The following is a 15,254-nucleotide window of genomic DNA, read 5'->3' as shown; positions in this document are numbered from 1 at the left end:
GTCCTCTCGTGGTGGCGCTGGCTGGTCCCAGCATATGCCCGGCTCACGACGCTAGACATAAACTTGCCGTACCGCCCCGTCGTCGACATGCGTCGTCGGCACAGTCATGTGAGGAGTACCCATGGAAGCCACCGAGGACCGGCCCGCCGCGGATTACCGCGCCGCGGAGCTGGACGGGGCGCTGCGCGGCCACGGGTGCCGCCTCACGATCCTGGACAGCGTCCCGTCCACCAACGAGTGGCTCGTCGAACAGCTCTCGCGGGACGCGGCGCACGACGCCGCCGGGGCACCGCTGCGAGCGGTCGTCGCGGGATTCCAGAGCCGCGGCAAGGGGCGCCTGGACCGCAGCTGGTTCACCCCCGCGGGCACCGCCGTGACGTTCTCGGTGGCCCTCACGCCGCGGGAGCGCTCGGGCCGCGCGTGGCCGCAGGACCTCCTGCCGTGGCTCACGCTGATGCTCGCGCACAGTGTCACGGCCACCGTGCGCGAGCTGACCGGCGTCCCCGCGGCGGTGAAGTGGCCCAACGACGTCCTGATCCGCGAACGCAAGGTCTGCGGCATCCTCGCGTCCCTCGTACCCTCGCCCCCCGGTGCCGCACACCAAGGACCCACCGTGGTGCTCGGCGCGGGCATCAACGTCCAGCAGTGCCACCTCCCGGTCCCCGGCGCCACGTCCCTGCGCCTCGAGACCGGGAACGACGCCGCTGTCCCCACGCGCAGCGCGGTGCTCACCGGGGTGCTCGCCCACTTCTCCCGCGCCCTCGACCGCGCGAGCGTGGACCCCGCCGCGCAACTCGGGCCGGGTGGGGAACTGCGACGGGAGCTCGAATCCGCTCTCGACACCCTGGGACGCCGCGTGCTCGTGCACCTGCCCGGGCGCAACGCACCATTGCCCGCCACCGCCGTGGGGCTGGGAGCGTCCGGTCAGCTGCGCGTGCGCGACGACGACGGCCGCGAGCACGAGTACGGCGCGGGCGACGTCGTCCACGTGCGACCCGGCCCCCGCGCCCCGGAGGACGCGGGACACGAGAACGAGAGGCCCCGATGACACGCTCGCGCCGCGCCCTGGACCTGGCACCGGGGGAGGACACGGTCGTGGCCACCCGCGCCCACCCCTTGAAACTCGTGGCCCCGGCGCTCGCCGCGTGGGCGATTGTGTTCGGTTATTCGGCCCTGCGCCGCGTCCTGGACCTCACGTGGCGGCCCACAGCCACCCCATGGACCACGCTGCACGCGTTCGTGGGGTGGCTGCTGCTCATCGCGGCATTGCTGCTCGCGTGGCGGTTCGTGCTCTCGCCCGCGTGGCGCTGGCTGCGCACGCGCTTCGTGCTGACCACCGCGCGGCTTGCCCTCGTGGGGCCCCCGGCACGGGACGGCGCGGTGTTCCTGCCCCTGAACGAACTGCGCTCGGTGCGCGTCACGCGCGGGGCCACCCGGCCCGGCGAGGCCCGCGAGCGCCTGGACCGCGGCACCGTGCTCGCGGACTTCGGGGGTCTGGGCGGGCTCAAACTCGCCAGCTGCCCGCAACCGGCCCGCTTCGCCGCGTTGGTCCGCGAGTCCGCGGCGGACGCGGGCAACTACAGTGGTGGAGGCAACACGGCCGGACCGGGGTATCCCGGAACCCATATCGCCCAGCAAGGAGGACCGCGTGGCTGACGACCCCTCGGAGCACACGGACGGATACGTCACCGGGCCGCAGACCGAACAGCTCAACCTGAACGTGCACAATCCGGTGCAGTCCAACCTGTACGGGTCGGAGGAGTCCAAGGCGGCGGCGCGCCACCTCGACTCCCTGTTGTTGGGTTCGCAGCGTCACCTGCGGCGCCGGGAGGCCGCGCGCGAAGCGGGGCTGTCCACGGCGTCCGCCCGGAAGATCTGGCGTGCCCTGGGCTTCCCGAACCTCAGCGACGACGACGTCTACTTCACGGGCGAGGACGTCCGGGCCCTGCGGGTGGTCTCCAACCTCGTGCAGGAGGAGAAGCTCAGCGAGGAGGCCGCGCTGTCCCTGGCCCGCTCCGTGGCGCAACTGACCGACCGCATGGTCGTGTGGCAGATCGAGGCGCTCGTCGAGGACATGGTGGCCCACCGGGACATGACGGACGCCCAGGCACGGCGCGAACTGCTGCGCATGCTCCCGGAGGTTCTCGAACCGCTCGAGAACCTGCTCGACTACGCGTGGCGCCGTCAGCTCTCCGCAGCCGTGCAACGACTGGCCATGCGCGGTGAACGCGCGGACGGGTCCACGGTGAGCCTCGGGATGGCGGACCCGGACGTGGGCTCCTCGTCCCTGCCGCTCGCGCGCGGCGTGGGGTTCGCGGACCTCGTCTCCTACACGTCCCTGTCCCGGCAGATGAACGAGCGCACCCTGGCCAACCTCGTGCAGCGCTTCGAGAAGCGGTGCGCGGAGGTGATCTCGATCGGCGGTGGCCGCGTGATCAAGACCATCGGCGACGAAGTGATGTTCCTGTCCGAGACCCCCGAGGGCGGGGCGCAGATCTCGCTCGCCCTCGCCCGCGTGATCAAGAACGACCCCCTGTTGCCGCAGGCCCGCGTCGCGTTCGTGTGGGGGCGCGTGCTACCGCGACTCGGTGATCTCTACGGGCCCACCGTGAACCTCGCGTCCCGGCTCGTGGCCCTCACGGAACCCGGGGGTGTCATGGTGGACGCCTCCACCGCCCGTGTGCTCGGCGGCGACGACCGGTTCGTGCTGACCCCGCAACCCACCCGCAACGTGCGCGGCTTCGGGGACGTGCGCCCCGTGTCGATCACCCAGGGCCACGGGCCCTTTCTGGAAGACGAGGTCGAATGACCGTTCCCCTGACCATCCGATCGGGCGGTGTCACCGATCGGGGACTGCGTCGTGAGACGAACGAGGACGCACTGATCGTCACGGACACCATGTGTGCCGTCGCGGACGGGATGGGCGGTCACGAGGCCGGTGAGGTGGCCAGCGCGCTGTGCGTGTCCACGCTGGGTGGCTCGGACCTGTTCTCGCTCGACGACTTCCGCGACTACGTGATCGTGGAGCCGGCACCCGGATCGGACGTCGCCCGGTTCCGCGCGACGATCGACCGCCAGCTCAAGCTCGACCCGGACGTGCCCAATGAGGCGCTGGAGGCCGTGCACCGGGTGCGCTCGGTGCTGTGGGAATCGGACCAGGCCATCCAGGCCCAGTGCGGCACGCGCGCCGGGACCACGGTCACGGGTGCGTGGCTCGTGGAGATCGCCGGTAGCTGGCTGTGGCTCGTGTTCAACGTGGGGGATTCGCGCACCTACCAGCTCGTGGGCCCGCCCGTGGGGGAGCCGCCCACGACCGAGACCGGACCCGTGGGCGTGACCCAGCTGACCGTGGACCACTCCGAGGTGCAGTACCTCGTCTCGATCGGCCAGCTCACCCCGGCCCAGGCGCTCGTGCACCCGCGGCGCAACGTCATCACGCGCGCCCTTGGCACGGGCCAGATCTGGGAACCGGACGTGATCGTGGTGCCCGCGGTGCCGGGGCAGCGGTTGCTCATGTGCTCCGACGGTCTCACGGGGGAACTCTCGCCCGCGCACATCGCCCGCGTCCTGCACTCGGTCCCGCACCCCAAGGAGGCCGCAGACGTCCTGGTCCAGGCCGCGCTGCGCACTGGTGGCCGAGACAATGTCACGCTCGTGGTCGCGGACGTGCTGCGCGCGGACGACCCCCGCGCCAACACCACGTCCATCCCCAGGATCCGCTGAGTTCACGTCCCGGGCATCGCGCGGCCGGTGCCTGGGCACGCTCGCGTGCGCGCCTCAACCCGAGCGTTTCGTTCGCAATGAAACGCTCGGGGCGCGGCTCACGCGGACGCGGAACCCCCGCGCGAGCCGGCCGGGTCAGGCGTGGTGGCCGCGGGTCTGGGCGCCCGGGTCCTTGGCGGGCTTGGGCTCCTTGACGGGGGCCTTGCCGCTCGCGCGCAACCGGCGGTAGTAGTCCGCGGCCTCCTCCTGGCGCTCGGCCTCCACCGTGCCACCGATCTCAGCGCGCAGCAGCTCGGGCGAGAGCCCGAACGCGTCCACCAGCTCCAGGGAGTAGGGGCGCAGGCGCTCAATGAGGCGGTTGATGTAGGACTCCAGAGCGCGGCCGCGGCGCATCGAGAGCCGACCGTAGGAGAGGTACCACGCGAGGTCCTGCTCGATCAGGTGCAGGCCGAAGAGGTCCCGCAGCCACGTGAGCACGCGCTTGGTGTCCGGGTCCTCGATCTTCTCGAGACCAGCGGTGAACGCCTCCCACTGCAGCAGCTGGGCGTGGGAGCGGGCAGCCTCGAGCAGCCGGTTCTGGTTGTCGTTGAACGCCTTTGCCTGCTCGGTGCGGGACTTGCGGGACACGGCCCGCAGCTCGTCCGCGATGTCGCCGATCATGGTCTGCACCCGGTCGGTGAGCAGCGCGCGCTGGGCCGCGGGATCGCGCAGGGCGTTGACGGACTTGCGGGAGTCCCCGGTGTCCGAGAACGCCTGGGTCAGCTTGCGCAACCCGGAACGGTTGAAGCCGGCCTCGGTGGCGCGGTCCGCCACGTAGCGGGCCATCACGCCCACGTCCGCGTTCTTGAACTCCGCCGAGTAATCGTTGAGCAGGCGCTTGGCCACGAGCTGCAGCAACACGGTGTTGTCGCCCTCGAACGTGACGTAGACGTCCAGGTCCGCGCGCAGTTCCACGAGCCGGTTCTTGGCCAAGAAGCCCGCGCCACCGCACGCCTCGCGGCACTCCTGCAGCGTGTCTAGGGCGCTCCACGTGGACATCGGCTTGAACGCCGCGGCCAGGGTCTCGAGCTCCTGGCGGTTGCCGTCGGACTCATCCTCGCCGGAGAACACCTCGTGGAACTTGTCGAGCAGCTGTTGGTGCGCGAAGGTCATCGCGTAGGTCTCGGCGATCCGCGGGATCAGCCGGCGCTGGTGGCGCTGGTAATCCAGCAGCGTCTGCTCCTGGATGTCCGAGTCCGTGGTGAACTGCCGACGCTGCTCGGCGTAGCGCACCGCGATGCTCAGCGCGGCCTGGTTCGCGACCGTCGCGGCGCCGTCGAGGGACACGCGGCCCTGCACCAGCGTGCCGATCATGGTGAAGAAGCGCCGGCCCGGGGACGGGATGGGGGAGGAGTAGACGCCGTTCTCGTCCACGTCCCCGTACTTGTTGAGCAGGTTGGTGCGGGGCACGCGCACGTGGTCGAAGTGCAGTCGGCCGTTGTCGATGCCGTTGAGCCCACCCTTGCGGCCGTCGTCCTCGCCGCCCACGCCCGGCAGGAACTCGCCGTTCTCGTCCCGCAGGGGCACGTAGAGGCAGTGCACACCGTGATTGGTACCGTTGACGATGAGCTGCGCGAACACGGTGGCCGCGCGGCCGTGCACCGCGGCGTTGCCGAGGTAGTCCTTCCACGCGGCCTTGAACGGCGTGTGGATCTCGAACTCGTCCGTCTCCGGGATGTACGTGGCGGTGGTGCCGATCGAGGCAACGTCAGAACCGTGGCCGATCTCCGTCATGGCGAACGCACCGGGCATGCTGAGGTCCAGGATGGAGGGCAGCCACTTCTTGTGGTGCTCCTCGGTGCCCAGGTTCAGCACGGCGGAACCGAACAGGCCCCACTGCACACCGGACTTGATCTGCAGGGACGGGTCCGCGAGCACGAGCTCCTCGAACGCGGAGAGGTTGGCGCCGGGGCTCATGGCCCCGCCCACGCTCTCGGGCATGCCCAGGTACTGGGGCCCGGCATCCGCGAGCAGCTTGAGCTGCTCGAACGTGACGTTGCGCTGGTCCGCGAAGGACTGGTCGTACTGGGACTGGAAGCGGGGATCCTTCGCTCGCTCGCGTGCCGCCTTGCGTGCTTCGGGCCAGCGGCCCAGCAGGATGGCGCCGAGCTCGGCGGTGTCGATCCCGGACGGGGTGGTGGCACCGTCCTCGGGCAGGTCTTCGATACGGTCGGTATTGGGAACTGTTCCGCTGACCGAGGTAATGGACATCATGACTCCTGACGGTTCTCTGGGACGGGTGGTTTACCCGTCGTCCTGATGGGGGAAGTTGGTGGTGCGGATTCACTGCCGGTCACGGGGCGCAGGCCCTCCACGGCCCACGTGGTGATGATCCGACTCATGGTGTGGCGATCCGGTTTCGCGGTATCGCCGCCGAGTTCGAGCCAGGCCTCACCCGCACCGCGGACCATGCCCACGGTGGAAGCGGCCCAGCACTTCAGGACCCCCTCGGGCGTGGCCCGGCTGCCGTGGTGGCGCATGTGCTGCTCCATGAGCAGGTCCCTTACGGAATCCACGAAGCGTTCGATCGAGGAACCCCGTTCCGTGGGTGCGGTCACCACGAAGCGGTAGACCTCACCGGAGGCCGCCACGGACTTGAGGTACTCGGAGACGAGGGCGTGGATCATGGCGGCGAACGTGTCCGCTTCGCTGGCCGCGGCCACCATGCGTCGACGCATCCGGGTCACGAAGTACTCACCCACCGCGGCCTGCACACCGGCCTTGTCCTTGAAGTAGCGGTAGAAGACGGATTTGGAGGTCCCGCACGCCGTGGCGATCTCCTCCATGGACAGCGCAGCACCGTTCGCGGCCACGGCGTCGCGCGCGGCCGTGATCAGTTCGATCCGCCGCACGGCGCGGTGCCGCTGCCAACGCGAGCTCCTGCCGTCCACGGGGTGCGTGACCTGTTTCACGATACCGAGAGTATCAGCTATTCTGGATCCCGAGTGATCCAGATCGCATAAATTCCCCGAAAGGAACTACGCATGAGCGAGAACACGCAGAACACGGCACCGTCCACCCCGGCCACCGGAACCGGTTCCGAACCCGCCAAGCGAGTTGCGGCCCCGGCCGCCTCCTCCGCGCCGCAGGGCGGAGCGACGGGAGCCCGCGCCGTCGTCGTGGCGGGCAACCGCATCCCCTTCTCCCGCGCGGGCGGGCCGTACGCGAACGCGTCCAACCAGGACATGCTGACCGCCGCGATCGACGGGCTCGTGGCCCGGACCGGGATCGCGGGCGAACGCCTGGGCGCCGTGGCGGCTGGTGCCGTGATCAAGCACTCCCGGGACTTCAACCTCACGCGCGAGTCCGTGCTGGGCTCCGCGCTGGACCCCGCGACCCCGGCCTACGACGTCCAGATGGCGTGCGCCACGGGCATGGAGACCGTGAGCTCGATCGCCAACAAGATCCGGCTGGGCCAGATCCAGGCCGGGATCGCCGGTGGTGTGGACTCGTCCTCGGACGCTCCCATCGCCGTGAGCGAGGGGCTGCGCCGCGCGCTGCTCAAGCTGCAGCGCGCCAAGACCACCGCTCAGAAGCTCAAGGCGTTCAAGGACCTGCGCCCGGGCGACCTCGCGCCGTCGGTGCCCTCGTCCGGTGAGCCGCGCACGGGCCTGAGCATGGGTGAGCACCAGGCGCTGACCACCCAGAAGTGGGGCATCACACGCGAGGCCCAGGACGAGCTGGCCGCGGCCTCCCACCAGCACCTGGCCGCCGCGTACGAGCGGGGCTTCTTCGACGACCTCGTGACCCCGTTCAAGGGTCTGACCAAGGACAACAACATGCGCCCGGACTCCACCGTGGAGAAGCTGGGCGGGCTGAACCCGGTGTTCGGCAAGAAGCTCTCCGGTGAGGCCACCATGACGGCCGGCAATTCCACGCCGCTCACGGACGGTGCCTCCACGGTGCTCATCTCGTCCGAGGAGTGGGCCGGTGAGCACCACCTGACCCCACTCGCCGAGGTCGTGGACAGCGAGGCCGCCGCGGTGGACTTCGTGACCGGCAACGAGGGCCTGCTCATGGCCCCGGCCTACGCCGTGCCGCGTCTGCTGGCCCGCCACGGCCTCACGCTGCAGGAGCTGGACCTCGTGGAGATCCACGAGGCGTTCGCCTCCACCGTGCTGTCGATCCTCGCCGCATGGGAGTCCCCGGAGTTCTGCAAGGACCGCCTGGGCCTGGACGCGCCCCTGGGTTCGGTGGACCGCGCCAAGCTCAACGTCAACGGGTCCTCACTCGCCACTGGGCACCCCTTCGCCGCCACGGGTGGTCGCATCGTTGCCTCCACCGCCAAGGAACTGGCCGCACGTGCCAAGGAGACGGGCAAGCCGCAGACAGCGCTGATCTCGGTGTGCGCCGCCGGTGGTCAGGGTGTGGCCATGCTGCTGCGCTCGGTCTAAGCGAGTTCACGGCCACGGCGAGACACCACGATTTCTGGGAGAGGACACAAGTGACGGACACATATCTGGACATGGTCAATTCGGGGCTGGGCAAGCAGCTCGCCGGCAAACTGGGCCTCCCGCGCCCGGTCACGCTGCGCCGGTTCACCGCGGACGGGGACTTCCCGAGCGGCTCCGTGCTCGTGCTCGGCCGGGGTGCGGCGGGCGACGCCGCGTCGTCGGCCCTGCTCGGCTGGGACCTGGACGTGCGCCGGCACGCTCAGGACGTGGACCGGGTGGGTGCGGTGGTGATCGACTACACGGAGGTCGACAGCCCCGCCGATCTCGCGGACGCCGCCCTCGAGCTGGCCTCGGCCGTGCGCAAGCTGCGCCCGGGCGGGCGGGTCATCACGCTGTCACGACCGGCGCCCGGGATCGGGACCGGAGCGGCGTCGGGCACGCTGCCCGGCGCGCGGCAGTTGACCCCGTCGCAGGCCGCGGCGCGCCAGGGTGTCGTGGGCATGCTGCGCTCGATCGCCCAGGAGATGCGCGGCGGCGTGACCGCCAACGGCATCCTGCTCGCGGACGGCGTCGCTGCGGACGCTCCCGGTGTCACGGGCGCCCTGCGCTTCTTCCTCTCGGGCCGCAGCGCGTACGTGGACGGGCAGTTCCTGACTGTGGGTGACGACCGCGGGGACGCGGACGTGGACTGGGTGCACCCCGTCGCGGGCAAGGTCGCAGTGGTCACGGGTGCCGCACGCGGGATCGGCGCGCAGGTCACGCGTACGCTCTCGGCCTCGGGTGCCACGGTCATCCCCGTGGACGTGCCCGCCGCCGGTGACGCGCTGAGCAAGCTCGCCAACGAACTGCGCGTGCCCGCGTTGCAGCTGGACGTCACGGACCCGCAGGCCGGACAGAAGATCCTGGACCTCGCGGTGTCCCGGTACGGCCGGCTGGACCTCGTGGTGCACAACGCGGGCATCACGCGGGACAAGATGCTCGCCAACATGGACCAGGCCAAGTGGGATTCCGTGATCGCGGTCAACATCGAATCGCAGTTGCGGATCACCGAGACCCTGCTCGCCTCCGATCAGCTGGGCCCGGCGCCGCGCATCGTGTGCCTCGCGTCCACGAGCGGCGTGGCGGGCAACCGCGGTCAGACCAACTACGCCGCCTCCAAGGCCGGGGTGATCGGTGCGGTGGCCGCCACGGCACCGCTGATCGCGGAGAAGGGCGGGACCATCAACGCCGTGGCTCCCGGGTTCATCGAGTCGGACATGACGGCCAAGATCCCGGCGGCCCGCCGCCAGATCTCCCGCCGATTGAACTCCCTGCAGCAGGGCGGCACGCCGGAGGACGTGGCACAGGCCATCACGTTCCTGCTCTCGGACGCCGCCGGTGGGATCAACGGTCAGACGTTGCGCGTGTGCGGCCAGAGCCTCGTGGGAGCATGATCGTATGAGCACTCCTGACCCGGTCCTGCCCACCGTTCCCTCCGACTACGAACTCGTCCAGCCGGCGGGTTCGGTGAAGCTGCCCGCGCTGTACGCGTCCGCGGGGGCGCGCGCGGCGTCGGCGGCGGCTTCCGACGCCGCCGCAGCGGCCACGCACAAGGTGCTCCCGGCCCTGCGCGACTCGCCCGTGGGGCGCGTGCTGCCCGGTGCGCTGCGTAAGCCCCGCACGGAACGCGTGGGGGCTGCCCTGCAGGTGCCGCGCGTGGCCCACGTCGTGGAGGACGTTAGCGCGGAACCCGAGTGGCATGAGAAGTTCTGCCGCGTGGTGCACGCAAGCACGCATCCCGTGGCCCCGGGGTCGCAGCACACCACGGTGTTCTCGGGTGCGCTGCACGCGCTCGCGTTCCCCGTGGCCATGTCGGTGCTCACGCGCAAGGACTTCCCCCTGCCCGTGCTGGGCATGGTGCACCTGAGCAACACCATCCGCCACGTCACGGACGTGGCCGTGGGGGAGCGGCTCACTGCCACGGCGTGGACCGAGAATTTGGGCACCCACCGGTCCGGGACCACGGTGGACGCCGTGGTGACACTGTCCCGCGAGGGCGGGTCCGTGGTCTGGGCCGGGCGCTCCACGTACCTGGCCAAGGGCGTGCACACCGCGATCGCGGACGACGGCGCGCGCGTTCCCGAGGAGTCCTCCCACGAGCGCGCACCGTTCGATCCGCCGCAGCAGACCGCGCAGTGGGTCCTGGGCGCCGGGACCGGGCGGGACTACGCGGCGGTCAGCGGCGACTACAACCCCATCCACCTCTCCGACCCGTCCGCCAAGGCGCTCGGGATGAAAGGGGCGATTGCGCACGGGATGTACACGGCCTCGCGCGCGCTGGCGCTGACCGGCGTGCCCGCGGAGGTCCCCTTTGCGTGGTCCGTGGACTTCGCCGTCCCGGTGCAGCTGCCAACTACGGTGGCGGTCTCGGTGAACGACGACGGTCGGGGCGCCCACTGGCGCGGTTCCCGCGTCCTCGTGTGGGACCCCAAGCGGCAACGTCCACACGCGGAGGTCACGGTCACGGCCCTGTGACCGCTCGCTGATCCGCCTGACGAACACCCCCGGGACCGAGGTTCCGGGGGTGTTCGTGTCTGTCGGTGGGGTGGGACACAATGGGGGCGTGAGCACAGACAACGCGCGGCGGGCCACGGACGCCACGGGCCAGAGCCTCAATCCGGACGAGCCCAGCGAGGCACTGCGGGAGGAGTACGCCGATCTCGCGGACCGCGTCCGCGAAGCACGCACGGCGTACTACGTCCACGACCAACCCGTCATGTCGGACGCCGAGTACGACCGGTTGTACCGCTCCCTCGAGGGGTTCGAGGCCCTGCATCCCGAACTCAAGGCGAACGATTCCCCCACGCAGGAGGTGGGCGGTGACGTCTCCGCGGCGTTCAGCCCCGTGAAGCACCTCGAGAAGATGTACTCGCTCGAGGACGTCTTCTCCACGGACGAGCTCGTCGCGTGGTTGACCCGCGCCCAGCAGCAGGTCGAGCAGTTGCCGGGTGCGCCCACCGTGGCGTGGCTGAGCGAGGTCAAGATCGACGGCCTGGCCGTGAACCTGCTGTACCGCAACGGCGTACTCGTGCGGGCCGCAACGCGTGGTGACGGCACCACGGGTGAGGACATCACCCACAACGTGGCCACCATCAAGACCATCCCGCAGCGACTGACCGGGGAGGACTTCCCGGAGGAGGTCGAGATCCGCGGCGAGGTGTTCATCTCCTCCAAGGATTTCCGCGCGCTCAACGAGGCCATCGTGGAGGAGGGGCGTGCGCCGTTCGCGAACCCCCGCAACGCCGCGGCGGGTTCGCTGCGTCAGAAGGACCCGCAGGTCACCGCACGGCGACCGCTGTCCATGTTCGTGCACGGCATCGGGTTCTCCCGCGGTTTCGAGCTGGAGACGCAGTCGCAGGCGTACGACATCCTGCGGGACTGGGGACTGCCCGTGAGTCCGTACTCCCGGGTCCTGGACTCGATGGAGAAGGTGCTCGAGTTCATCGCCGAATACGGCGAGAAGCGGCACAGCCTGCTGCACGAGATCGACGGCATCGTGATCAAGGTGGACGACCGCCGCACGCAGTTCCGGCTCGGCTACACCTCCCGCGTCCCCCGGTGGGCCGTGGCGTACAAGTACCCGCCGGAGGAGGTCAACACGAAACTCGTGGACATCCTGGTCAACGTGGGTCGTACCGGTCGCGTCACGCCCTTCGGGCTCATGGACCCGGTGCGCGTGGCGGGTTCCACCGTGGAGATGGCCACCCTGCACAACCAGGACGTGGTCAAGGCCAAGGGCGTGCTCATCGGGGACACCGTGGTGCTGCGCAAGGCCGGTGACGTCATCCCGGAGATCGTGGGGCCCGTCGTCGCACTGCGGGACGGCACGGAGCGGGAATTCGTGATGCCCACCGAGTGCCCGTCGTGCGGCACGCCCCTGCGTCCCGCCAAGGAGGGGGACGTGGACATCCGCTGCCCCAATGCGGAGACGTGCCCGTCCCAGCTCAAGGAACGCGTCAACCACGCGGCGGGTCGCGGGGCCTTCGACATCGAGGCCCTGGGCGAGGAAGCGGCCAAGGCCCTAACTCAACCCGTTCCCCAGGAGGCACCGGACGGCACCGAGTTCTCCGTGCCCCCGCTGCGCAACGAGGCCGGGTTGTTCGATCTCACGCCGGAGGACCTCAAGGAGGTAAAGGTGTGGCGGGACTCCCGGCGCACCGTCACGGACAAGGAGACGGGGGAGAAGACCCAGCGGGTCACCCCCGAACTCGTCCCGTACTTCTGGACCAAGCCCACCAAGAACAAGCCGAGCGTGCCCTCCAAGACCACGGAGATCATGTTCCAGCAGATGGAACAGGCCAAGGACACCGACCTGTGGCGGGTCCTCGTGGCGCTGTCCATCCGCCACGTGGGTCCCACGGCCGCGCGCTCGCTGGCCACGTCCCTGCGCAGCATGGACGCGATCCGCTCGGCGGACCTGGACACGCTCGCGGGCACGGACGGGGTGGGCCCCATCATCGCGCAGGCCGTCATCGAGTTCTTCGAGGAGCCGTGGCGGTGTGAGGTCGTGGACCGCTGGGCCGCCGCGGGTGTGCGCATGGAGGAAGAGGTGGACGAGTCCACCCCCCGCACACTTGAGGGAGTCACCGTGGTGGTCACGGGATCGCTCGAGGCTTACAGCCGGGACTCCGCGAAGGAGGCCATCCTGAAACGCGGCGGCAAGGCGTCCGGGTCGGTGTCCAGGAAGACGGCGTTCCTGGTGGCCGGCGAGAACGCGGGTTCCAAGCTCGACAAGGCGGAGTCCCTCGGGGTTCCCGTGCTGGACGAAGCCGGTTTCGAGCGCTTGCTCGCGCAGGGCCCGTCGGCGTTCGACGACGCCGCTGCATCCCACGACAACGCGGGGAAGTGAGACGCGAGATGGCGGATGCACTGGAAGGGCTGGGTCCGGGGTCGGACGAACTGCAGGAGCTGTTGGAGGTCGCGCTGCGCGCCGCACAGGCCGGGGCCGACGTCCTGAGCGGTCGTGACAGCGCCGAGTTCCACGCACAGACCAAGTCCTCGGACGGCGACTGGGTGACGTCTTTCGACGTCGCCGCGGAGGAGGCTGTGAGCGCCGTCCTGCGCCGTGAACGGCCCCGGGACGCCATCACGGGGGAGGAATCGGGAACGTACGTGCCCGAGCACCGCAGCCCCGTGCGGTGGTCGGTGGACCCGCTGGACGGGACCACCAACTTCATCCGGGACATCGTGTACTACGCCACCTCCGTGGCCGCGTGCGACGAGCACGGGAACTGGCTCGTGGGGGTCGTGAACGCCCCCGCTCTCGGGCGGATCTATTACGGCGTCGCAGGCTTGGGCGCGTGGGTCCGGCGTGACGGACGGGACACGAGGCTCACGGGTCCGGTCCCCGCCCGCCGGGGCGCGCTCTACGGCACGGGTTTCTCGTACGACCCCGCCGTGCGGCGTGAGCAATTCGGTTCTTTCCTGGACACTATGGAGAACTTCTCGGACATGCGGCGCCTGGGAGCGGCCTCCCTGGATCTCTGCATGGTGGCCGACGGCACCCTGGACGGTTACTCCGAACGTGGACTGCACGAGCACGACTGGGCGGCCGGCGCATTGATCGCCCACGAGGCCGGGGCGGTGGTGCAGCGCCCCGATCTGCCCGTTCCACCGGCGCTGAGTGGGCAAGAACACTCAGCGGACAGTGCGATCGCGAACACATACGAAAAGGCCCGCGTGACCAGCGTGATCGCGGCCTGGGCCCCGCGCTGAGTAGTGGTAATCACACCGTTATCGGTTGGCAATCACACCGTTATGCGAGTCGGGAACCCGGGTCGGGTTGACCCGTTCGTCGCGGGTGGCCTAGCGTGGCCGGAGTTGATCGGCCGTGGTGGCCGTGATACATGTCCGCGACTGGGGGTGTCCCCGGAAACGGGATAACGAAAAAGTAACTTTCTGCTTGGCAACGCCCGGAACGTTACGTTATCGTTATTATCAACTTCCTCAGCGGACTTTCGTGAACGGAAGTTCGCTTCCGGGCCCACTCGATCCGTGGCTCGGCTTGTGCTGGATGTTGCCGCAACACCGTACGTCGTCTGTATGGCAGCATTCCGTAGTTTCTACCCCTAACACCAACTGTCAAGGGTGGACGACGGCGCGAAGACACCCAGGGATGGGAACGAGCGTAGGTGGCCTTACGGAGCATAATGAAGACTTCAACCGCTATTCGCCGTGGTGCCGCTGCTGTCCTGATGGGCGGCGTGGCCGTGGGCGCCTTCGCCGTTCCCGCCAACGCCGTTCCCGTCTCCACGTGGGACGCCCTGGCTCAGTGCGAGTCCGGTGGCAACTGGGGCACCAACACCGGTAACGGTTTCTCCGGCGGTCTGCAGTTCACCCCGAGCACCTGGGCTGCCTTCGGCGGCACCGGTTCCGCTCAGGGTGCTTCCAAGGCGGAGCAGATCCGCGTGGCCGAGAACGTCCTGCAGGGTCAGGGCTGGGGCGCATGGCCCGCTTGCTCCGCCAAGCTCGGCCTGTCCGGCAACGGTGGGGGCGTCGCCTCCGCCGCCTCGGTGAGCACCCAGGCGTCCTCCGTGAAGCAGGCTGCCCCGGTGCAGCAGGCTGCTGCCGCTCCGGTGCAGCAGGCCGCGCCCGTGAAGCAGGCTGCCCCCGTGGCCCAGGCCGCTCCGGTGCAGCAGGCTGCCCCCGTGGCCCAGGCCCCGGCCGTGACCTACTCCGCTCCCGCGGCTCCCGTGCAGCAGGCCGTTCCCGCCGTCGGCACCTACACCGTGCAGGCCGGGGACACCCTGGGCGCCATCGCCAACAAGCTGGGCGTCAACGGTGGCTGGCAGGCCCTGTTCGCCGCCAACTCCGGCACCGTGGCGGACGCCAACCTGATCTTCCCGGGCCAGGTTCTGAACATCCCCGCCTGATCCAGGCACACATCGCTCGCGATGACCGGGTGATGCGGTGGACCGAGGTCCGCCGCTGACCCCTCGAAGCCCCGCCCCGCACCGATCCCGGTGTGGGGCGGGGCTTCGTCGTACCCGGAACCGGTCCGGATCCCATGGTGTGGGCTGTCACGCCACGACATCCTGCGGGGCCCCGATTGCCGAGCCG

Annotated in this window: 12 protein-coding genes; 10 read left to right on the top strand and 2 right to left on the bottom strand. The window is 69.9% G+C overall.

Annotated features, from left to right (window positions below; translation table 11 throughout):
- The first annotated feature begins 121 nt into the window (after positions 1 to 121).
- The 4 genes from Q9R22_RS00615 to Q9R22_RS00600 are packed head-to-tail and all read left to right on the top strand — an operon-like array spanning position 122 to position 3,723.
- A complete protein-coding gene (locus Q9R22_RS00615) occupies positions 122 to 1,048 on the top strand; it encodes a biotin--[acetyl-CoA-carboxylase] ligase (RefSeq protein ID WP_206399366.1) in 927 nt (308 codons plus the stop codon).
- Positions 1,045 to 1,656, top strand: a complete 612-nt coding sequence (locus Q9R22_RS00610) for a hypothetical protein (protein ID WP_131333254.1) — start codon at positions 1,045 to 1,047, stop codon at positions 1,654 to 1,656. Before Q9R22_RS00615 ends, Q9R22_RS00610 begins: the two co-directional genes overlap by 4 nt.
- Positions 1,649 to 2,809: an adenylate/guanylate cyclase domain-containing protein gene (locus Q9R22_RS00605; RefSeq protein WP_064846908.1), complete on the top strand. Its 1,161-nt coding sequence runs from the start codon at positions 1,649 to 1,651 to the stop codon at positions 2,807 to 2,809. Before Q9R22_RS00610 ends, Q9R22_RS00605 begins: the two co-directional genes overlap by 8 nt.
- Positions 2,806 to 3,723: a PP2C family serine/threonine-protein phosphatase gene (locus Q9R22_RS00600; protein WP_064846909.1), complete on the top strand. Its 918-nt coding sequence runs from the start codon at positions 2,806 to 2,808 to the stop codon at positions 3,721 to 3,723. The genes Q9R22_RS00605 and Q9R22_RS00600 overlap by 4 nt, the downstream gene beginning before the upstream one ends.
- A gap of 135 nt (positions 3,724 to 3,858) precedes the next feature.
- On the opposite strand, the gene Q9R22_RS00595 is transcribed toward Q9R22_RS00600, so the two are convergent.
- Complete coding sequence (locus tag Q9R22_RS00595; RefSeq protein WP_131333972.1) at positions 3,859 to 5,973, bottom strand: acyl-CoA dehydrogenase; 2,115 nt, start codon at positions 5,971 to 5,973, stop codon at positions 3,859 to 3,861.
- Entirely contained in the window at positions 5,973 to 6,674 is a 702-nt protein-coding gene (locus Q9R22_RS00590) for a TetR/AcrR family transcriptional regulator (protein ID WP_242670448.1), read from the bottom strand. Before Q9R22_RS00590 ends, Q9R22_RS00595 begins: the two co-directional genes overlap by 1 nt.
- 72 nt (positions 6,675 to 6,746) lie before the next feature.
- On the opposite strand from Q9R22_RS00590, the gene Q9R22_RS00585 reads away from it, so the two are divergent.
- From Q9R22_RS00585 to Q9R22_RS00560, 6 genes are all read left to right on the top strand, one after another.
- Complete coding sequence (locus tag Q9R22_RS00585) at positions 6,747 to 8,156, top strand: acetyl-CoA C-acetyltransferase (protein WP_131333253.1); 1,410 nt, start codon at positions 6,747 to 6,749, stop codon at positions 8,154 to 8,156.
- Positions 8,157 to 8,206: 50 nt separating this feature from the next.
- Positions 8,207 to 9,589 (top strand): 3-oxoacyl-ACP reductase, encoded by a 1,383-nt coding sequence (locus tag Q9R22_RS00580; RefSeq protein ID WP_131333252.1) that lies wholly within the window; start codon positions 8,207 to 8,209, stop codon positions 9,587 to 9,589.
- A 4-nt stretch (positions 9,590 to 9,593) separates the two neighbouring features.
- Positions 9,594 to 10,670, top strand: coding sequence for a MaoC/PaaZ C-terminal domain-containing protein (locus Q9R22_RS00575; RefSeq protein ID WP_131333251.1), 1,077 nt, complete (start codon positions 9,594 to 9,596; stop codon positions 10,668 to 10,670).
- Positions 10,671 to 10,758: 88 nt separating this feature from the next.
- Positions 10,759 to 13,044 (top strand): NAD-dependent DNA ligase LigA, encoded by a 2,286-nt coding sequence (ligA, locus tag Q9R22_RS00570; RefSeq protein WP_131333250.1) that lies wholly within the window; start codon positions 10,759 to 10,761, stop codon positions 13,042 to 13,044.
- A gap of 8 nt (positions 13,045 to 13,052) precedes the next feature.
- The gene (locus Q9R22_RS00565; RefSeq protein WP_131333249.1) at positions 13,053 to 13,910 is read left to right on the top strand and encodes an inositol monophosphatase family protein; all 858 of its coding nucleotides are present in this window, start codon (positions 13,053 to 13,055) and stop codon (positions 13,908 to 13,910) included.
- 434 nt (positions 13,911 to 14,344) lie between these two features.
- Positions 14,345 to 15,067, top strand: a complete 723-nt coding sequence (locus Q9R22_RS00560) for a transglycosylase family protein (RefSeq protein ID WP_131333248.1) — start codon at positions 14,345 to 14,347, stop codon at positions 15,065 to 15,067.
- The last annotated feature ends 187 nt before the right edge of the window (positions 15,068 to 15,254 follow it).

It is taken from the genome of Kocuria sp. PD6 (assembly GCF_031844145.1).
Lineage (GTDB): Bacteria > Actinomycetota > Actinomycetes > Actinomycetales > Micrococcaceae > Kocuria > Kocuria marina.
This window is presented reverse-complemented; position numbering and strand designations above follow the sequence as displayed.

Bases quoted from the DNA above. Each gene is read 5' to 3' on its own strand.
- Q9R22_RS00615 (WP_206399366.1), top strand. From the start codon at position 122: ATGGAAGCCACCGAGGACCGGCCCGCCGCGGATTACCGCGCCGCGGAG.
- Q9R22_RS00610 (WP_131333254.1), top strand. From the start codon at position 1,045: ATGACACGCTCGCGCCGCGCCCTGGACCTGGCACCGGGGGAGGACACG.
- Q9R22_RS00600 (WP_064846909.1), top strand. From the start codon at position 2,806: ATGACCGTTCCCCTGACCATCCGATCGGGCGGTGTCACCGATCGGGGA.
- Q9R22_RS00595 (WP_131333972.1), bottom strand. From the start codon at position 5,973: ATGTCCATTACCTCGGTCAGCGGAACAGTTCCCAATACCGACCGTATC.
- Q9R22_RS00585 (WP_131333253.1), top strand. From the start codon at position 6,747: ATGAGCGAGAACACGCAGAACACGGCACCGTCCACCCCGGCCACCGGA.
- Q9R22_RS00575 (WP_131333251.1), top strand. From the start codon at position 9,594: ATGAGCACTCCTGACCCGGTCCTGCCCACCGTTCCCTCCGACTACGAA.
- Q9R22_RS00565 (WP_131333249.1), top strand. From the start codon at position 13,053: ATGGCGGATGCACTGGAAGGGCTGGGTCCGGGGTCGGACGAACTGCAG.
- Q9R22_RS00560 (WP_131333248.1), top strand. From the start codon at position 14,345: ATGAAGACTTCAACCGCTATTCGCCGTGGTGCCGCTGCTGTCCTGATG.